We start from the raw sequence: 15540 nt of genomic DNA, 5'->3' as shown, positions 1-15540 counted from the left end.
TGTCCGATTTTTCAACTATTTTATTAACTTCCCCAGTTGATTAAAAGATAGAGTATGCTAGAGCCAAACATATCGGCCAAGGCATGTATGAGGAAGAATGGCAAGAGGTTTTTGATCACCTTCTTGTAGAGAACATAGTAGAAGAGTCCATAGATTACTCCGATAACCACTGCCCAAAGCAAACCTTGGTAGGTATGGAAGGAGATCCGAATCAAGGTCGAATAAGCCAGTGCCCACCACTTGTACTTCTGATTAACAGATGTCATGACTCCTAAGAAGAAGAACTCTTCATAGAAGCCATTGAGAAAGGCATAAGCAATTGCCATGGGACTAAGCGCTAAGAACTTGTGGATAATCTGCATGGGATCGATATAAGCGAGGAGATTGATATTGAAGTAATCATACTCTCCACTCACCGTTGTCACGATATCCCCAAACAGACCAACGATGGCAAAAATAAAGGGTACCCAAAAGAAGACGGACCATTTAAAACGGATAGGAAGCTGTTTAAAATCAAAATTACGTAGAAGCAAGTAGGTCAAAGCAAGGGCTAATAAGATGATTTGCAAGGTGAAGTTGCTAGAGTATGCTGCGCCATCCGTAGCTGTATTGGCTGTCGTTTCAGTAGCTGCAGTAACGGTTTGAGCAACTGGTTGAAGACTGGCAAGGAAGAGTTCTGTAGACCAGACAATAAACTGCCCAAACATGATCGCAGTTACAATGGCGATATCATACCACTTGAGCTCTTTTAAAGGCTTTTCTGGTCGTATAAACTTAAGAATGTTCATCATTCATCCTTCTATTCCCACTATGGAAGTATTTCTGATAGTTCTACTATATAAGAAATAGCTTAAAAAAACTTTAATTTTTAGATAGTAATAAAATGGTATCGATAAAGAGGCTGGGACAAAAGTCCTAGCCTCTCAATTATCTTTGGATTGTCGAGCAAGACGCAGTGGTTGAGTGGGCTCTACTAGGCTGATTTCATCAGCTTTTACAGCCCTACTCAACTGTGCGGAGGTGGGACGACGAAATCGAATTCTAACGAATGACCGATTTCTGTCCCACTCTCTCTTAGTTCGATTCCTCTAAGAGGTCTTGGATTCTGTCCAAATATTGGTTGTCTGTCACTGCCATCACGCGCACGCCTTCTGGCCAGATAAAATCGGGACTAATCTGAATCTGAAGTGGTTGGTCTTCCGCATTTCGATAACCAATAATATTGAGATGGTAATCCTCTCTGACTGCCAAGTCTTGAAGGCTTTTGCCTACCCAGCTAGCTGGGACTGTAAACTCAGCTACCACCACTTCTTCATCCAACTGGAAAACTTCAATCCCATGTTGGAAGAGAATCATCTTAGCTAGGGACATCCCTGCTTCTACCTCTGGTAGGATGACCAAATCAGCCCCAATTTTCTCAAGGACTTCCTTGGTCACTTCATTCTTGATCTTGGCAATGACGTGCTCGACGCCAAGGGCCTTACAGTGCATGACAGCCAGTACACTGGACTCTAGGTTTTCACCCGTCGCGATGACGACTGTGTCACAATTCCCAATATCTGCCGCATCCAGGAGGTCCAACTCCGTAATATCCCCGACAATTCCAGTTGTAATCATGGATTCATACTGGTTGATCACATCTGCGTGATCGTCAATGGCAATAATATCCACATCCTGGTCCTGCAGCGTTTTTAGGACACTCTGTCCAAAAATCCCTAATCCTAAAATTCCAATGGTTCGATTCGCCATAAGTTTCTCCTATCCGATAATGATGTCTGCCTTGGCATACTGCAAGGTATCTGCTTTCTTGGCTTGGTAATTGTTCAAGCTGACCATGAGGGTCAAGGGACCGATCCGTCCAATAAACATGAGGACCATGATAATGCCTAGTCCCGCTCCATTTAAGGTCGAGGTTACATTGGCGGTCACTCCCACTGTCGCTAGAGCGGATACCACCTCAAAGACCAAATAAATAAAGCGTTGGCCATCCGGCGTCACCAAACAGATTCCTAATAGTCCCACTAAGAAGGTCAACTGGAAAATCACCGCCGTCCCAAAGGAACGTTGAACAAGGTCCGGTGAAATTGTTCGTTTTCCTAAGTTAGTATGTGGTAGCCCCAACAGTTCCTTCCGAGCCAGGAGCAAGAGGACCAGGAAGGTGGTGATCTTCATGCCCCCTGCTGTCCCGCCTGGTGCCCCACCTAGAAACATCTGCAAGAGATAGATGAGGAGTGTCACTGGCCGGACTGCTGTATAATCTAAGGAGGCAAAACCAGCTGTCCGCATGCTGACAGTTTGGAAAAAGCTGACTAAAATTTTCTCTCCCAATGGGAGGGCCCCAATGGTTGCCGGATTATCAAACTCGGTCAAGAGACTGGTGACAGTCCCAAAGAGGAGGATCGCAGCTGTTAACCAGAGAACCACCTTGGTATGGAAGCGTAAGGTTCGCCGTCCTGATTGATTGCGAGCCTTGGTGGCCAGGTCAAACCAGACCATAAAGCCTAAGCCCCCCGTAATAATAAGGGCCGACAAGGTCAGGTTCACCAGCCAATCGGTCTGGAAACTCATCATACTATCGCCCCCAAAATTATCAAAGCCCGCATTACAAAAAGCCGAAACCGCGACAAAGATGGAGTTAAAGATCCCATGGCCCCAGCCAAAGCGAGGAATGAAGCGAATCATGAGGAGCAAGGCTCCCAGTCCTTCGATGGTGAAGGTGGTAATGAAAATAGAACGGACAAAACGAGCCAAGCTCTGGTTATTACTAAAGCCAAAGCTATCCCGAATGGTCTGCCGGTCCTTGTAGCTGAGCTTTTGACGGCTTTCCATAAAGAAGAGACCGATAAAGGTCAAGATCCCCAGGCCACCAATCTGAATCAATAGCATACAGATCAACTGCCCCCAGGCATTATAGGTCGAAGCCACTGACTGGGTAAAGAGCCCCGTTACACAGACCATAGAGACTGCTGTAAACAGGTGGTCGATATAACCTGCTTTTGAGCTTGCTTGCTGGACAAAAGGCAGACTCAATAAGAAAGAGCCGATCAAGATAACCAAGGCAAAGCTGAGAAAGATTCGCCTTGCCGGAGACAGGCTTTTAATCTTAGACTGCCATTGTTTAAAAAATAATTTGACTAACATAGCTTCATTGTATCATAAAAAGTGAATAGACCTACAAGTGATGAACCATTTCTAGGCATAATTCTAAGGCTTTCTCAAATGCTTCAGACCCCCAGTCACGCTGGTCATAATTTTCCAGGTCTGCAAGAGAATCTGCGGTAAATAGGAGCAAGCCCCAAACCGCATCACGAAGCTGGGCTACTGCTGCCAGTGAGGCGCACTCCATCTCCACCACACTACACCCTTCTTCAATGCGATAGGCTACCTTGTCGGGCGTTTCTCTATAAAAGCCGTCCGTCGACCAAGTCATGACCTCTTGATAGGGAATGGACGCTTGTTTTAGAACCGTTTCAATGGCAGTCAGTGCTCGACGATCCACTTCTATATACCGAGAAGGCGCCACATAATGGTAACTAGTTCCCTCATCTCGCAAGGCCTTGGTCGGAATCAAAAAGGCATTTTCTTCCATGTCCACCAAGACGCCACAGCTACCTGCTGAAATAATCTTCTTCACCCCATAGCCAATCAACCAATCCATGAATTGGGCAGCAGGGGCAGATCCAACTGGCGCTTGGGCCAAGCAGATTTCCTCTCCTTGGTGCTCCATGATATAAACCGGATAGGTCTTGGTAGCTGAGACAAAGCTAGCTACTTGTTTGGCTCCGACAACTTTCGCGAAGCGATCAATCTCATCCTCTAAAAAAGCATAAACGCATTTTTCAGGTAGGTGCAGGTCTAACCCCTCATGGGTCGGCATAATGACTGCTTGTGGGTTGTCGTCAAACTCTAAAATAGGAATTTCATGTTTATGGATCATCTGTTGCCTCCAAACTTGTTTGTAACATTATATAAGTCCATCTAGTCTGTGTCAAGAAGAGATAGCAAAAAGGACTATTTTTCTTCCATTGCAACTCCCTTTCTAATGAATACCTTCAACTATGATATAATGGGGACAGTACAAGGGAGGAAACCAATGTTACAAGAACTAGCTTTTACAGGTCAATGGAGACACTATCAAACACGCGTTCTCGATAAGAGTGAGGCTTTTATGGCGGATGGTCACCTGCATTTGGTAGCAGCTCCTGGCTCTGGAAAAACAACCTTGGGTATCGAATTTATCCGGCGCTTTGGCCAGCCAACTCTGATTCTGGCACCTACGGTCACGATTCGTCAACAATGGGTCGACCGGATTGTCCAAGCATTCTTAAAAGATGAAAGCCAAGCGGAGCAATTGATCTCTCAGGACCTCAAACATCCTAAGCTGATTACAGTGGCTACTTATCAGGCCCTCCACAGTGCCATGAATCAAGTCGTCGGCCAATCACAAATCGAGGATACCGATGACCAGGCAGAGATTGAAACATTTGATTTCAAAGGCTTTGACATCTTTTCTACTTTCAAAGAAATCTCACTGGGAACCCTCTGTTTAGATGAATGTCACCACCTACGCAATGAATGGTGGAAGAGCTTGGAAGCCTTTCGTCAAGCCTTCCCTGACTTAAAGATGATTTCCCTCACCGCTACCCCTCCTTATGAAGGGGACCCCGCCCTTTGGGAACGCTATATCCGCATGTGTGGTGAGATTGATGAGGAAATTACGGTTCCCGAATTGGTCAAGGAAGAGACCCTTTGTCCCCACCAAGACTATGTCTACTTTGCCTTTCCAACCAAGGAAGAGCAGGCTCAGTTGGATGCCTTTAGCCAACAAAAGAATGCCCTTTTGCAACAACTGACTTCAGACCTCCTCTTTTGCCAATACCTACAATCCTGTCAGGCCTTATCAGGTCAGATTAGTGATGATGAGTTGCTCAATGAACCCAAGTATCTCTCTGCTACCCTGATCTTTCTTCGGAGCAACGGAATCGACTTTCCCCAACGTTTCCAGGACCTTCTTGGAGCAAAAAAACTTCCTGCTTTCACCCTAGACTGGCTTGAAATTCTCCTGCAAGGTCTGCTCTTTCAGGTGCCTCACTGGTACAATCTACCAGAAGAATACGAAAAGCAACTCCTCCATGAATTAAAAGCAGCCAGCTTGATCGATCGAAAACAAGTCAAACTGGTCCGCAATAAAAAACAAGACCTCCTGCTGAACCAATCCCTGGGAAAACTCAATGCGGTTCGAGAGATTTTCAAGGCAGAATATCAGGCTCTTGGAAGCCAACTGCGCCAACTGGTCTTAACAGACTACATTCGTCAAGACTTTGAAGTTCATCTAGGGGACAAGGACGCCCAATTTACTCAATTGGGAGTTCTCTCGTATTTTGAATCCATTCGCAGGGAAAGCATAGAGCAAGCTAGTCCACCTGCTATCGCTGTCCTAACAGGTAGTATCGTCATCATCCCGACAGTTGCTAAGGCAAGACTAGAAGAGCTTCTAGGAGCGAACCGACTGACTTACCAAAGTGTCGGCCAATTATCCCCTGGTGATTTTCTCAAGGTTCGCTTGGTTGGCTCTCAGCATGACTTGGTGACAGCTGTAACCCAACTCTTCCAAGAGGGGCTCATCCAAGTCGTGATTGGAACCAAGTCTCTTCTAGGAGAAGGCTGGGATGCTCCTTGTGTCAACTCCCTGATTCTAGCTAGCTTTGTCGGGAGTTTTATGCTTAGTAACCAAATGCGAGGTCGTGCCATCCGAGTGTGGCCCGAAGAGCCAAATAAGACCAGTAATATCTGGCATTTAGTCTCTATCAACCTTTCCCTAAAGAAATGGTATGAAAAGTCAGATCTTGAAAAGGAAGAAATCGAAGCCATCACAGATCAGCTGAAACAATACAGTCCTGACCTGGAGCTTTTAGAGAGACGGATGAAACAATTTTTAGGTCTCCACTACAAGGAACCCTTCATCGAATCCGGCATCGAGCGTCTGGCCTTTGATCAGATTCGCTATACTAAAAAACACTTAGAAAAACTGAATGCAGAGACCTTAGAGCGCTCCACCCATCGTCAAGAACTCAGAGATGGCTGGCAAAAAGCCCTCCCTATTTTAGAGAATATGGAGATTGCAAACGAGGTCCAAGTGGACAAACACTTCCTACCTCTGGCTCTATTTTTCGATGCTAGAAAGCTGGCACGGTGGCTTACGGCCGGCGCTTTGACCGATGCTTTCGCCAACCTTATTTACTATTCACATAGAGGAGGAAGGAATTCAGCTTCTCTGATTCTTCTCTTCTTCTTAGCTGTTCTCTCACTCCTTGCTTGGCTTCGCTACTATCTCTATAAGAGTCCTTACAAACGCTTAGAAGTCTTTGGCCAAGCTATTCACAAAGTCCTGCTTCTTTCGGGACAGATTCAAACACAGGAAACCCGCATCCAAGTAGTACGAGACAGAAAGGATGCTATCAACACGCTGATTTATTTGAAGGGCGGAACCATGCGGGAGAAGGAACTCTTTTCGCAAACCATGATCGAATTTTTCGCACCAATTGAAAATCAACGTTACATCCTGAAAGCACAGGAAAAAGTGTCCGATCAGACAGAATATTTCGCTGTCCCAAGCCTCTTTGACAAACGGAAAGAGGATGCGCAAGCCTTTCTTGAGCAGATCCGAAAGAGCCTGGGTAAGTATGACCTCGTCTATACCCGGAGCGCTGAAGGCCGTGCTATTCTTTTAGATGCACGCATCAAGGCACTCGCCAACAAACAAGAGCGCACCTTCACCAAGAAGCAAGTGATGTCAGATTTGAAATAATCGTTTATGTAACTAAAAAGAGGCTGGGACAAAAGTCCTAGCCTCTCAATTGTCTTTGGATTGTCGAGCAAGACGCAGTGGTTGAGTGGGCTCTACTACGCTGATTTCATCAGCTTTTACAGCCCTACTCAACTGTGCGGAGGTGGGACGACGAAATCGAATTCTAACGAATTACCGATTTCTGTCCCACTCTCTTTTCGTTATTCAATCACAATCATAGCCTTAATTGTCTTGCGCTCATCCATATCTTTATAGGCTTGATCAATTTCGTCCAAGCTATAGCTATGGGTGAAGACGCGTCCTGGATTGATGTCGCCATCAAGGACAGCCTTGAGCAAGAACTGCTTGTCATAGGTAGTGACAGAGGCTGCTCCACCTGCCACGGAAATGTTTTGGGCAAAGGTCGAGCCAAGCGCACGATTATTGTAGTGAGGCACACCGACAAAACCTAAGCGTCCCCCATTGTGAAGGACCCCAAGGGCTTGGTCGACAGCTGCAGCAGTACCAACACATTCAAGAGCCGCATCTGCTCCTCCTCCAAGGATTTCACGGACCTTGGCAATCCCTTCCTCTCCCCGCTCAGCTACGACTGCTGTTGCACCAAATTGCAAAGCCATTTGTTGGCGGTCTTCGTGACGGCTCATGAGGACAATTTGCGATGCTCCTCGCATCTTAGCAGCAATCACAGCGCATTGCCCCACAGCTCCATCCCCGATGACCACGACTTTGTCACCCGGTTTCACATCTGCGACACGCGCCGCATGGTAACCCGTCGGCATAACATCTGCTAGCGTCAAGAAGGATTTGAGCATGGCTTCAGTATAATCAGACGGTTGCCCCGGGATTTTGACGAGAGCCCAGTTGGCATAGTCGAAGCGCATGTACTCCGCTTGCACCCCGTCAGACCAGTTGGTCCCAATATGGCGGTCACAAGTCCCGTCATAGCCCGCACGACAAGCATCACACTCCCCACAGCCATGGGTGAAAGGGGCGATCACAAAGTCACCCGGTTTGACCGTTGTAATGGCCTCACCAATTTCTTCGACGATTCCGATGGCTTCGTGACCACTATTTTGGTGGCCTGCTTCAATATCTGGATTGCGGTAGCTCCAGAGATCAGAGCCACAGACACAGGTACGCACAATACGGAGAATGACATCATCTGGTGCTTCGATCTGCGGACGCTCCACTTCTACTAGACCAACTTGTCCAGCTTTTGTATAGACTGTTTTCTTCATAGGCACAACCTACTTTCTATTGCTTACTTAACTGTAGTATACACTTTTTAACAAGAAATCGCTCACATCAAACACTCCCAATTACGGTCATATTTAGTTACTTAATCATATTTTTTTCCATACTTCTTTTCAAGCATTTTCTTAACTAGATATGGCATCTTGACATTCTCTCGACCTTTTTTAGCAATCAATTTTTTGACGAAATCAGGCATCTGAATATCTTCTGACTCTTCTAAAATCTTTCCTGTGGTTGAAGGGGCTTCCAACTCATCAAAAGTCTCTAGTTGAGGTTGATAGTAACGATAGTCACCGTCTATATGTGACTGAATGGTTGAAAGAAGGGCTTTAATCAATCGAGAATCACTATTTGGCATAGGAGGACGGTGATAGGTCACACCAAGCTCATGACAAAGCTCCTTACACTCCACATCATTATCAAAAAGAACCTCAATATGCTCACTAATAAAAGCTATCGGGACAAAAATATAGTGGTCAGGGTGTTCCTTCTCATCACGAAGGTATTCTAAGACATCCGGCTTAATCCAAGGAATACCAATATCACTTTCACTCTGCCATGTATTGGTATACTGGTCTTCTTCAAGGCCTAAAATTTCCACAATCAAGCGAGTATTGTCATAAATCTGATCGATATAAGGATCGCCAAAATCAAGTGCCAAAACTGGGACACTATGAGCTGAAAAAATCACCTTATATCTGTCATCTCTAATTTGATCTAAAATATTTCGAATCTCATCAGCCCAATAGTGGAGAAGTGAAGGTTCTTGGTACCACTCCTTGATAATTTGGAACCTAATCTGCTCACTTTCTAAAAATTTCTCATATCCCATGACAGAATAGTAAGAATAATGGGGCTCTAAAATCAAGCACAAACATTCTTCAATTCCGTCATTCTCCATCTCTTTGATTACATCAGTAATAAAAGGGCGGGAAAATTTATTAGCAAAGTATACGGATGCGTGTTCTCCAAGAGCAGAAGCAACCAAATCCACTTCTTCTCTAGTTATCCTTTGGAGTGGAGTTCCGCCAATTCGTACGTAATTGTCATATAAAGTCTGAATTTCATGTGGTTCAGGACGAACCCCACGGCGTATGTTTGTGAAAAATTCCGCTACTCCTTCATAGGTAATCTCTTCTGGTGAACCAAAGGTCATCATCAACACAGCTCTTTTACTCATAATTACTCCTTGTTCCACGTTTGTTCTATTTTAGCACGAAAAGGCATACTTTAGAGAGTTTAGTGTAAAAAAACTCCTAGAGAAGCCTCTAAGAGTTTAAAAACAAACCTTAATGCTGGTGATGATCATGTCCGCTCTGACTCTCTATGGCATGGATATCCCGTTTATGGCAGGCATGACTATCTTGATCGCTATCCACTTCAATGGTAATATTATGAAAGCCAATGTCCTTTAGATGATGACGGATAGCTGTTTTACTCTCTTCCATGTCTTCTATCTGCTTGAGACAAACATGAACAATGGCATTTTTTTCCAAACCATCCATGGTCCATAGATTAAGCTGATTGATACTAGCGACATTGTCCAACTGCTCTAAGTCATTCTTAACTTGCTTGATATCTACCCCTTCTGGCACAGCATCCAAGAAAATCTTAAGGGTGCTCCAAAAACGTGGAAGAGCTTTTGACAAGATAAAGAAGGAAATGACAAGCGACAAGAGAGGATCAAGGAAATACCAGTCCGTATAACGCAAAATAATGGCGACGACAATCACAGCTAGCCACCCTAGTGTATCCTCAAGGAAATGGAGACTCAGGATGGATTCATTCTTGGTCTGCCCCTTCCGGACAATGAGGCTAGCCATTAAATTGATAGCAATGGCGATGACGCCCAACCAGAGCATGCCCTCATGATCCACTACTTGGGGCTCAATGAATTTGCTGATATTTTCTAAAATAACGAGAGTGGAACCGGTAATGAGGATGACTGCCGTCAGGATGGCACCTAAGAGACTAAAACGCTTGTAGCCCAAGGTATAGCGACTGTCCTCCTCTCGGTTAGAGATACTTTCTAGAAAAGCAGAAATGCCAATAGCCAAGGCATCTCCCAAGTCATGGACGGCATCCGCTAAGATCGCACTGGAGGCAAAGAGACCACCAAAGATAAATTCGATAATGGCAAAGCTAAAATTTAAGAGAAAGGCTAGCCAAACGGCAAATTTTGAACTCAATTTTTGACCTCCTTTGGTATATGGTATAATGGGAATAGATGATTCTCTCACTAGTATTATCCCCCACTCTATTTAGAAAGGATAGAAGCAAACCGTTCTCTGTGTACGTTATTGAACAGTTTGTTCAAATTGTCTATATGAGCCAAACTGATCGACGAATTGCTAAAACAAAAAAAGCGATCTATACAGCCTTCTTACAACTGTTAAATAGCAAAGGCTACCAAGCGACGACTGTTCAAGATATTATTGATCTGGCAGATGTGGGACGCTCTACCTTCTACAGTCACTATGAGAGCAAGGAGCTCTTGCTAGACGAACTCTGCCACTACCTCTTCCATCATTTATTTGAACGAGAAGCTCATGTCTCGGCAGAAGATTACTTGGCTCACATCTTTCTTCATTTCCGAGAAAACCAAGATCACGTGACCAGCCTCCTTCTCTCCAAAAATGACTATTTTCTCCGTCAACTCCATAAGGAATTAGAAGCCCATGTCTTTCCGATGGTGGCGGATGATTTAAAAACAGCCCATCCTAGGATTCCCACTTCTTACCTCAAGCACTTTGTCGTTACTAACTTCATCGAAACTCTGACTTGGTGGTTGAAAAAAGGGAAATCTTATAACGAGCAAGAAGTTGTTAGCTTTTATTTAGACGTCATGGAAATGACAACTAAATAAAAATATATTATTATTCTAGTTAGAAAGGGAATCTTATGCTCCTCCCCATTCTTCTCGGCTTTTTTACAGCCTTCTTAGCCCTTGCTTTTGCTCTTCTTCACTTATTGGCTTCTCTTACTGAAGTTAAAAAAGGGAATCACACTCTAGGAAATACATTTCTCCTCATCGGAAGTGGCCTTGCGACCTTCTCTCTCATCCTCTACTTCCTTTTGCCAATTGTCGCACTATCTCTTTGGGTGATTGGTTGCGGGTTGATTTGCTACGGAGCCTATTGGAATGGCAAGCACAAAGAAAGCTTCCATCCCGTCCACCATGTTATTCGGATTGGAATCGCTCTGGTGATTACGATTTTGTTAACCTTTCTCTAACAAAAAAAGGATCAAATGATCCTTTTTTTATATACACCTAACCTAAGATAATCATTCTTTAAAAATTATTTCTTGATAATACCTTCCTGAATCAAAAATTCACGCGCTACTTGATTAGCTGACTTTCCTTCCACACCAACTTGGTAGTTGAGCTGGCTCATTTGGTCTGCTGAAATTTTTCCAGCTAGTTTATTAAGAACAGCTTCCAATTCTGGATGCTTTTCGAGTAATTCAGATTTCATGAGTGGGGCCCCTTGATATGGAGGGAAGAGTTGCTTGTCATCTTCGAGGACCACGAGGTCATAGCGAGCAAGCTCGGCATCCGTTGAGTAGGCATCTGTTATCTGGATATCACCGGACTGGATAGCCTGGTAGCGAAGGGCTGGCTCCATGGTGGAGACTTGTAGATTAAGACCATAGACCTTTTTCAAGCCCTTGTTCCCATCCTCTCGATCATTAAACTCTAGCGTAAATCCTGCCTTGAGTTGTCCTTCCACCTTTTTCAAATCGGAAATGGTCTTGAGGCCATACTCTTGGGCAATTTTCTTAGGCACTGCGACAGCATAGGTATTCTGATAAGCCATGGGTTTGAGCAAGACCAGATCGTCTTGTTTCTTGATCCCATCTCGGGCCGCTTGATAGACTGCTTCTGGATCATGACTGACTTGCGGCGCCTGCTTGAGGAGACTTTCGGTCACGGTCCCTGTAAACTCTGGATAGATCGCGATATCCCCTTTTTTCAGAGCTTCATATAGGAAGGTGGTCTTGCCAAAATTTGGCTTGACGGTCACTGTCATGTCCGTGTTTTCTTCGATCAAAATCTTGTACATATTGGCTAGAATTTCAGGTTCTGGACCTAATTTACCAGCTATGACCAGGTTTTCTTTTTTCGGTTTGGGAAGAAGACTTGGTGTATAAGAAGCTCCTAATCCAATAACTAGCACAGCAAAGGCCGCAAAGATGGTCCGCAATTTGGCATTTTCCATCCATTTGAGAAGCAGGTTAAAGGCGATGGCTAAGAAGGCAGAAGACAAGGCCCCAATCAAAATCAGACTGGCATTATTGCGGTCAATCCCCAGAAGGATAAAGGAACCAAGTCCCCCTGCTCCAATCAAGGCAGCAAGGGTAGCCGTCCCGATAATCATCACAGCTGCTGTCCGAATGCCAGACATGATGACAGGCATGGCCAAGGGAATCTCAAACTTCTTGAGTCGTTCCCACTTGGTCATTCCAAAGGCGACCCCTGCTTCTTCAAGGCTTGGGTCAATCCCTTGCAAACCGGTAATGGTATTTTGAAGGATGGGGAAAATGGCGTAGATGACCAGAGCTGTCAAGGCCGGAAGCGTCCCAATCCCCATGATGGGAATGAAGAGCCCTAAAAGGGCCATAGAAGGAATCGTCTGGAAGATTCCAGCTAACTGTAGGACCCAGTTGCTCGCTCTCTTGCGAGTACTTAAATAAATAGCCAGTGGAACAGCTAGAAAGATAGCAAGGAGCAAGGTCAGTAATGACAGTTGCAAATGTTGCCCCAGTGCAGTGACCCAGTCTCCAAAGCGTTCTTGGAAGGTTGCAAGTAGTTTAGACATGGTGAGCACCTCCAAATAAATCCGCAACAAAGTCGTTGACTGGCTGGGCTAGAATGGTCTCAGCATTCGCCACCTGTACAATCTCTCCTTCTTGTAGAACCGCAATCCGATCGCCTAATTTCAAGGCCTCGTCCGTATCATGAGTAACGAAAATAGTCGTCATACCAAATTCTTTGTGCAAGTCTTTAGTGAGAGACTGTAGCTGCTTACGAGAAATAGCATCCAAGGCTGAAAAAGGCTCGTCCATCAATAGAATCTTTGGCTCTGCAATGATGGCCCGCACAATGCCGATTCGCTGTTGCTCCCCACCCGATAACTCGCTTGGTAACCGATGAGCATAATCTGTAGCGGGCAGACCCACCTTGTCCAAGAGTCCTTCTGTTTTAGAGGCAATTTGTTCCTTGCTCCAGCCCTTCATCTCAGGAATGAGAGCAATATTCTCAGCGACAGTTAAATTTGGAAAGAGGGCAATGGCCTGCAAAACATAACCAGTAGAAAGACGCAACTCTCGTTCATCATAGTCCTTGATGCGTTTTTCATCCATATAGATATTGCCATCTGTCGGCTCCAAAAGACGATTTATCATTTTGAGCATGGTGGTTTTCCCAGATCCTGAAGGTCCCACCAAGACCATAAATTCTCCTTGCTCAATACGGAGATTGACATCTTTTAAAATGTCAGTATCCGTGTAGCGCAGGACTACATTTTTGTATTCAATCATGTTCTTCCTCACCATCTTCTTAAAAGCTAAGATTCTTATCCCACTTTTTATAAGAGTGTAATCATTATCATAACATTGTAATACTAGATATTACATCTGTCAACGATTTTGATTTGAAATTATATATAAGAAAAAGAGGCTGGGACAAAAGTCCCAGCCTCTCAATTGTCTTTGGATTGTCGAGCAAGACGCAGTTGTTGAGTGGGCTCTACTACGCTGATTTCATCAGCTTTTACAGCCCTACTCAACTGTGCGGAGGTGGGACGACGAAATCGAATTCTAACGAATGACCGATTTCTGTCCCACTCTCTTTTCTTACCTTCATTAGGCCAACTTGACACAGAAGGCATCCCAAGGGGCTAATTTTCCGGATTCAAGTACTTGCTCTACCTTGGTATTGGAAATGATGACCTTCTCAACTCCATTAACCAGCGGTAACTCTTGCTCTTGGCTTGAAAGATTGACCACAACCAAATAGGCTTGCTCTCCTTCTACCCGCTTATAGGCAAAGACCTTGTCTGCTGCGTCCACCAATTCATAATGAGCCGTTACAAGCCAAGGCTGCTCTTTTCGTAAGGCAATGAGAGCTTGGTAGGTATAGAATATAGAGTCTGGATCTGCCAGGGCAGCCTCTACATTGATCTCTTTATAGTTTGGGTTGACTGCAAGCCATGGACGGCCTGTCGTAAAGCCAGCTTCTGCTTCATCATTCCACTGCATCGGTGTCCGCGCATTGTCCCGACCAATATGGCGGATCTGATCCATGATCACTTCAAGTGGCACTCCTTTTTCTAAGGCTTCATGGGCATAGTTGATTGACTCGATATCTTCTACGTCCTCAAGGGTCTCAAATGGATAATTGGTCATTCCAATTTCTTCGCCTTGATAGATATAAGGAGTTCCCTTCATCAAGTGAAGCAGAATAGCCAAAGCCTTGGCGGATTTGACCCGATAGTCGCCATCATCCCCCCAAGTGGACACAATCCGTGGGAGATCATGGTTGTTCCAAAAGAGCGAATTCCAGCCTTCTTCTGTCCCCAATTCTGTCTGCCACTTAGTGAAAATTTCCTTTAATTTAGGCACATCCAATTCCTTGGCGTAGTGCCATTTTGGTTGCCCTGGTTGGTATTGAAGACCGATGTGTTCAAATTGGAAGACCATGGACAATTCTTGATTTTTTGGATTGGAATATTGCTTGGCAATCTCAGGTGTCGCCCCCCACGTTTCCCCTACCGTAAGCAAATCCTTGTCTCCAAAGGTAGCGCGATTCATCTCTTTCAAGTAAGGATGGAGCATGGGACCATTGCTGATGATTTCCTGATCTGGGATCTTGCCGATCATATCGATGACATCCATACGGAAGCCACCAATGCCCTTGTCAATCCAGAAATTCATCATGTCATAAATCTGATGACGAAGCTCCTCGTTTTCCCAGTTGAGGTCTGGTTGCTTCTTGCTAAAGTTATGCAGATAATATTGACCAGAGGCCTCATCAAATTCCCAAGCAGAGCCACTAAAAGCAGATATTATGCCATTGGGTTCATCGCGCCAAATATAGAAATCCCGCTTTGGACTATCTGGATTTTCACGTGCTTCGATAAACCAAGCATGCTCATCAGAGGTATGGTTGACCACCAAGTCCATAATGATTTTGATCTTGCGTTTATGGCCTTCTGCGATCAATTCTTCCATATCTTCCATCGTCCCAAAGATGGAGGCAATACCCTCATAATCTGAAATGTCATAGCCGTTATCATCCATGGGACTCTTGTAGACCGGCGAAAGCCAGATGGCTGTAATCCCTAATTTTTCTAAGTAGTCTAACTTGCTTGTGATCCCTTTGAGATCTCCGATCCCATCGCCATTACTATCCTTGAAACTTTTGGGATATACTTGGTAAATTACGGCATTATGCCACCATTTTTGTTCCATTTTTT

General features: G+C 44.8%; 13 protein-coding genes. 3 read left to right on the top strand and 10 right to left on the bottom strand.

Annotated features, from left to right (window positions below):
* Positions 1-23: 23 nt before the first annotated feature.
* The 4 genes from N596_RS01575 to N596_RS01560 all read right to left on the bottom strand — a co-directional run bounded on the left by N596_RS01575 (position 24) and on the right by N596_RS01560 (position 3937).
* Complete coding sequence (locus N596_RS01575) at positions 24-788, bottom strand: CPBP family intramembrane glutamic endopeptidase (RefSeq protein ID WP_023026697.1); 765 nt, start codon at positions 786-788, stop codon at positions 24-26.
* Positions 789-1074: 286 nt separating this feature from the next.
* Positions 1075-1749: a potassium channel family protein gene (locus N596_RS01570; protein ID WP_023026696.1), complete on the bottom strand. Its 675-nt coding sequence runs from the start codon at positions 1747-1749 to the stop codon at positions 1075-1077.
* Between the two features lie 9 nt (positions 1750-1758).
* Entirely contained in the window at positions 1759-3141 is a 1383-nt protein-coding gene (locus N596_RS01565) for a TrkH family potassium uptake protein (protein ID WP_023026695.1), read from the bottom strand.
* Between the two features lie 31 nt (positions 3142-3172).
* A complete protein-coding gene (locus tag N596_RS01560; RefSeq protein WP_023026694.1) occupies positions 3173-3937 on the bottom strand; it encodes a nucleoside phosphorylase in 765 nt (254 codons plus the stop codon).
* 156 nt (positions 3938-4093) lie between these two features.
* Between N596_RS01560 and N596_RS01555 the strand changes: the two genes are divergently transcribed.
* Complete coding sequence (locus tag N596_RS01555; RefSeq protein WP_023026693.1) at positions 4094-6808, top strand: DEAD/DEAH box helicase family protein; 2715 nt, start codon at positions 4094-4096, stop codon at positions 6806-6808.
* A 200-nt stretch (positions 6809-7008) separates the two neighbouring features.
* Here N596_RS01555 and N596_RS01550 read toward each other — a convergent pair whose 3' ends face one another.
* The 3 genes from N596_RS01550 to N596_RS01540 all read right to left on the bottom strand — a co-directional run bounded on the left by N596_RS01550 (position 7009) and on the right by N596_RS01540 (position 10251).
* Positions 7009-8046 (bottom strand): zinc-binding dehydrogenase, encoded by a 1038-nt coding sequence (locus N596_RS01550; RefSeq protein WP_023026692.1) that lies wholly within the window; start codon positions 8044-8046, stop codon positions 7009-7011.
* 101 nt (positions 8047-8147) lie between these two features.
* Positions 8148-9242, bottom strand: a complete 1095-nt coding sequence (hemH, locus tag N596_RS01545) for a ferrochelatase (RefSeq protein WP_023026691.1) — start codon at positions 9240-9242, stop codon at positions 8148-8150.
* Between the two features lie 109 nt (positions 9243-9351).
* Entirely contained in the window at positions 9352-10251 is a 900-nt protein-coding gene (locus N596_RS01540) for a cation diffusion facilitator family transporter (protein WP_023026690.1), read from the bottom strand.
* Positions 10252-10388: 137 nt separating this feature from the next.
* Between N596_RS01540 and N596_RS01535 the strand changes: the two genes are divergently transcribed.
* Together N596_RS01535 and N596_RS01530 are read left to right on the top strand one after the other, a co-directional pair.
* Positions 10389-10928 (top strand): TetR/AcrR family transcriptional regulator, encoded by a 540-nt coding sequence (locus N596_RS01535; RefSeq protein WP_042361396.1) that lies wholly within the window; start codon positions 10389-10391, stop codon positions 10926-10928.
* A gap of 35 nt (positions 10929-10963) precedes the next feature.
* A complete protein-coding gene (locus N596_RS01530) occupies positions 10964-11296 on the top strand; it encodes a hypothetical protein (RefSeq protein WP_023026688.1) in 333 nt (110 codons plus the stop codon).
* A 65-nt stretch (positions 11297-11361) separates the two neighbouring features.
* Here the strand turns inward: N596_RS01530 and N596_RS01525 are convergent, their stop codons facing one another.
* The 3 genes from N596_RS01525 to N596_RS01515 form a co-directional block, all read right to left on the bottom strand.
* Positions 11362-12882: an ABC transporter permease/substrate-binding protein gene (locus tag N596_RS01525; RefSeq protein ID WP_023026687.1), complete on the bottom strand. Its 1521-nt coding sequence runs from the start codon at positions 12880-12882 to the stop codon at positions 11362-11364.
* Complete coding sequence (locus tag N596_RS01520) at positions 12875-13603, bottom strand: ATP-binding cassette domain-containing protein (RefSeq protein WP_042361040.1); 729 nt, start codon at positions 13601-13603, stop codon at positions 12875-12877. Before N596_RS01520 ends, N596_RS01525 begins: the two co-directional genes overlap by 8 nt.
* 324 nt (positions 13604-13927) lie before the next feature.
* On the bottom strand, positions 13928-15535 hold the full coding sequence (locus N596_RS01515; protein ID WP_023026685.1) for an alpha-glucosidase: 1608 nt from the start codon (positions 15533-15535) through the stop codon (positions 13928-13930).
* Positions 15536-15540 lie beyond the last annotated feature (5 nt).

The sequence above is a fragment of the Streptococcus ilei genome (assembly GCF_000479335.1).
GTDB classification, from domain to species: Bacteria; Bacillota; Bacilli; order Lactobacillales; family Streptococcaceae; genus Streptococcus; species Streptococcus ilei.
This window is presented reverse-complemented; position numbering and strand designations above follow the sequence as displayed.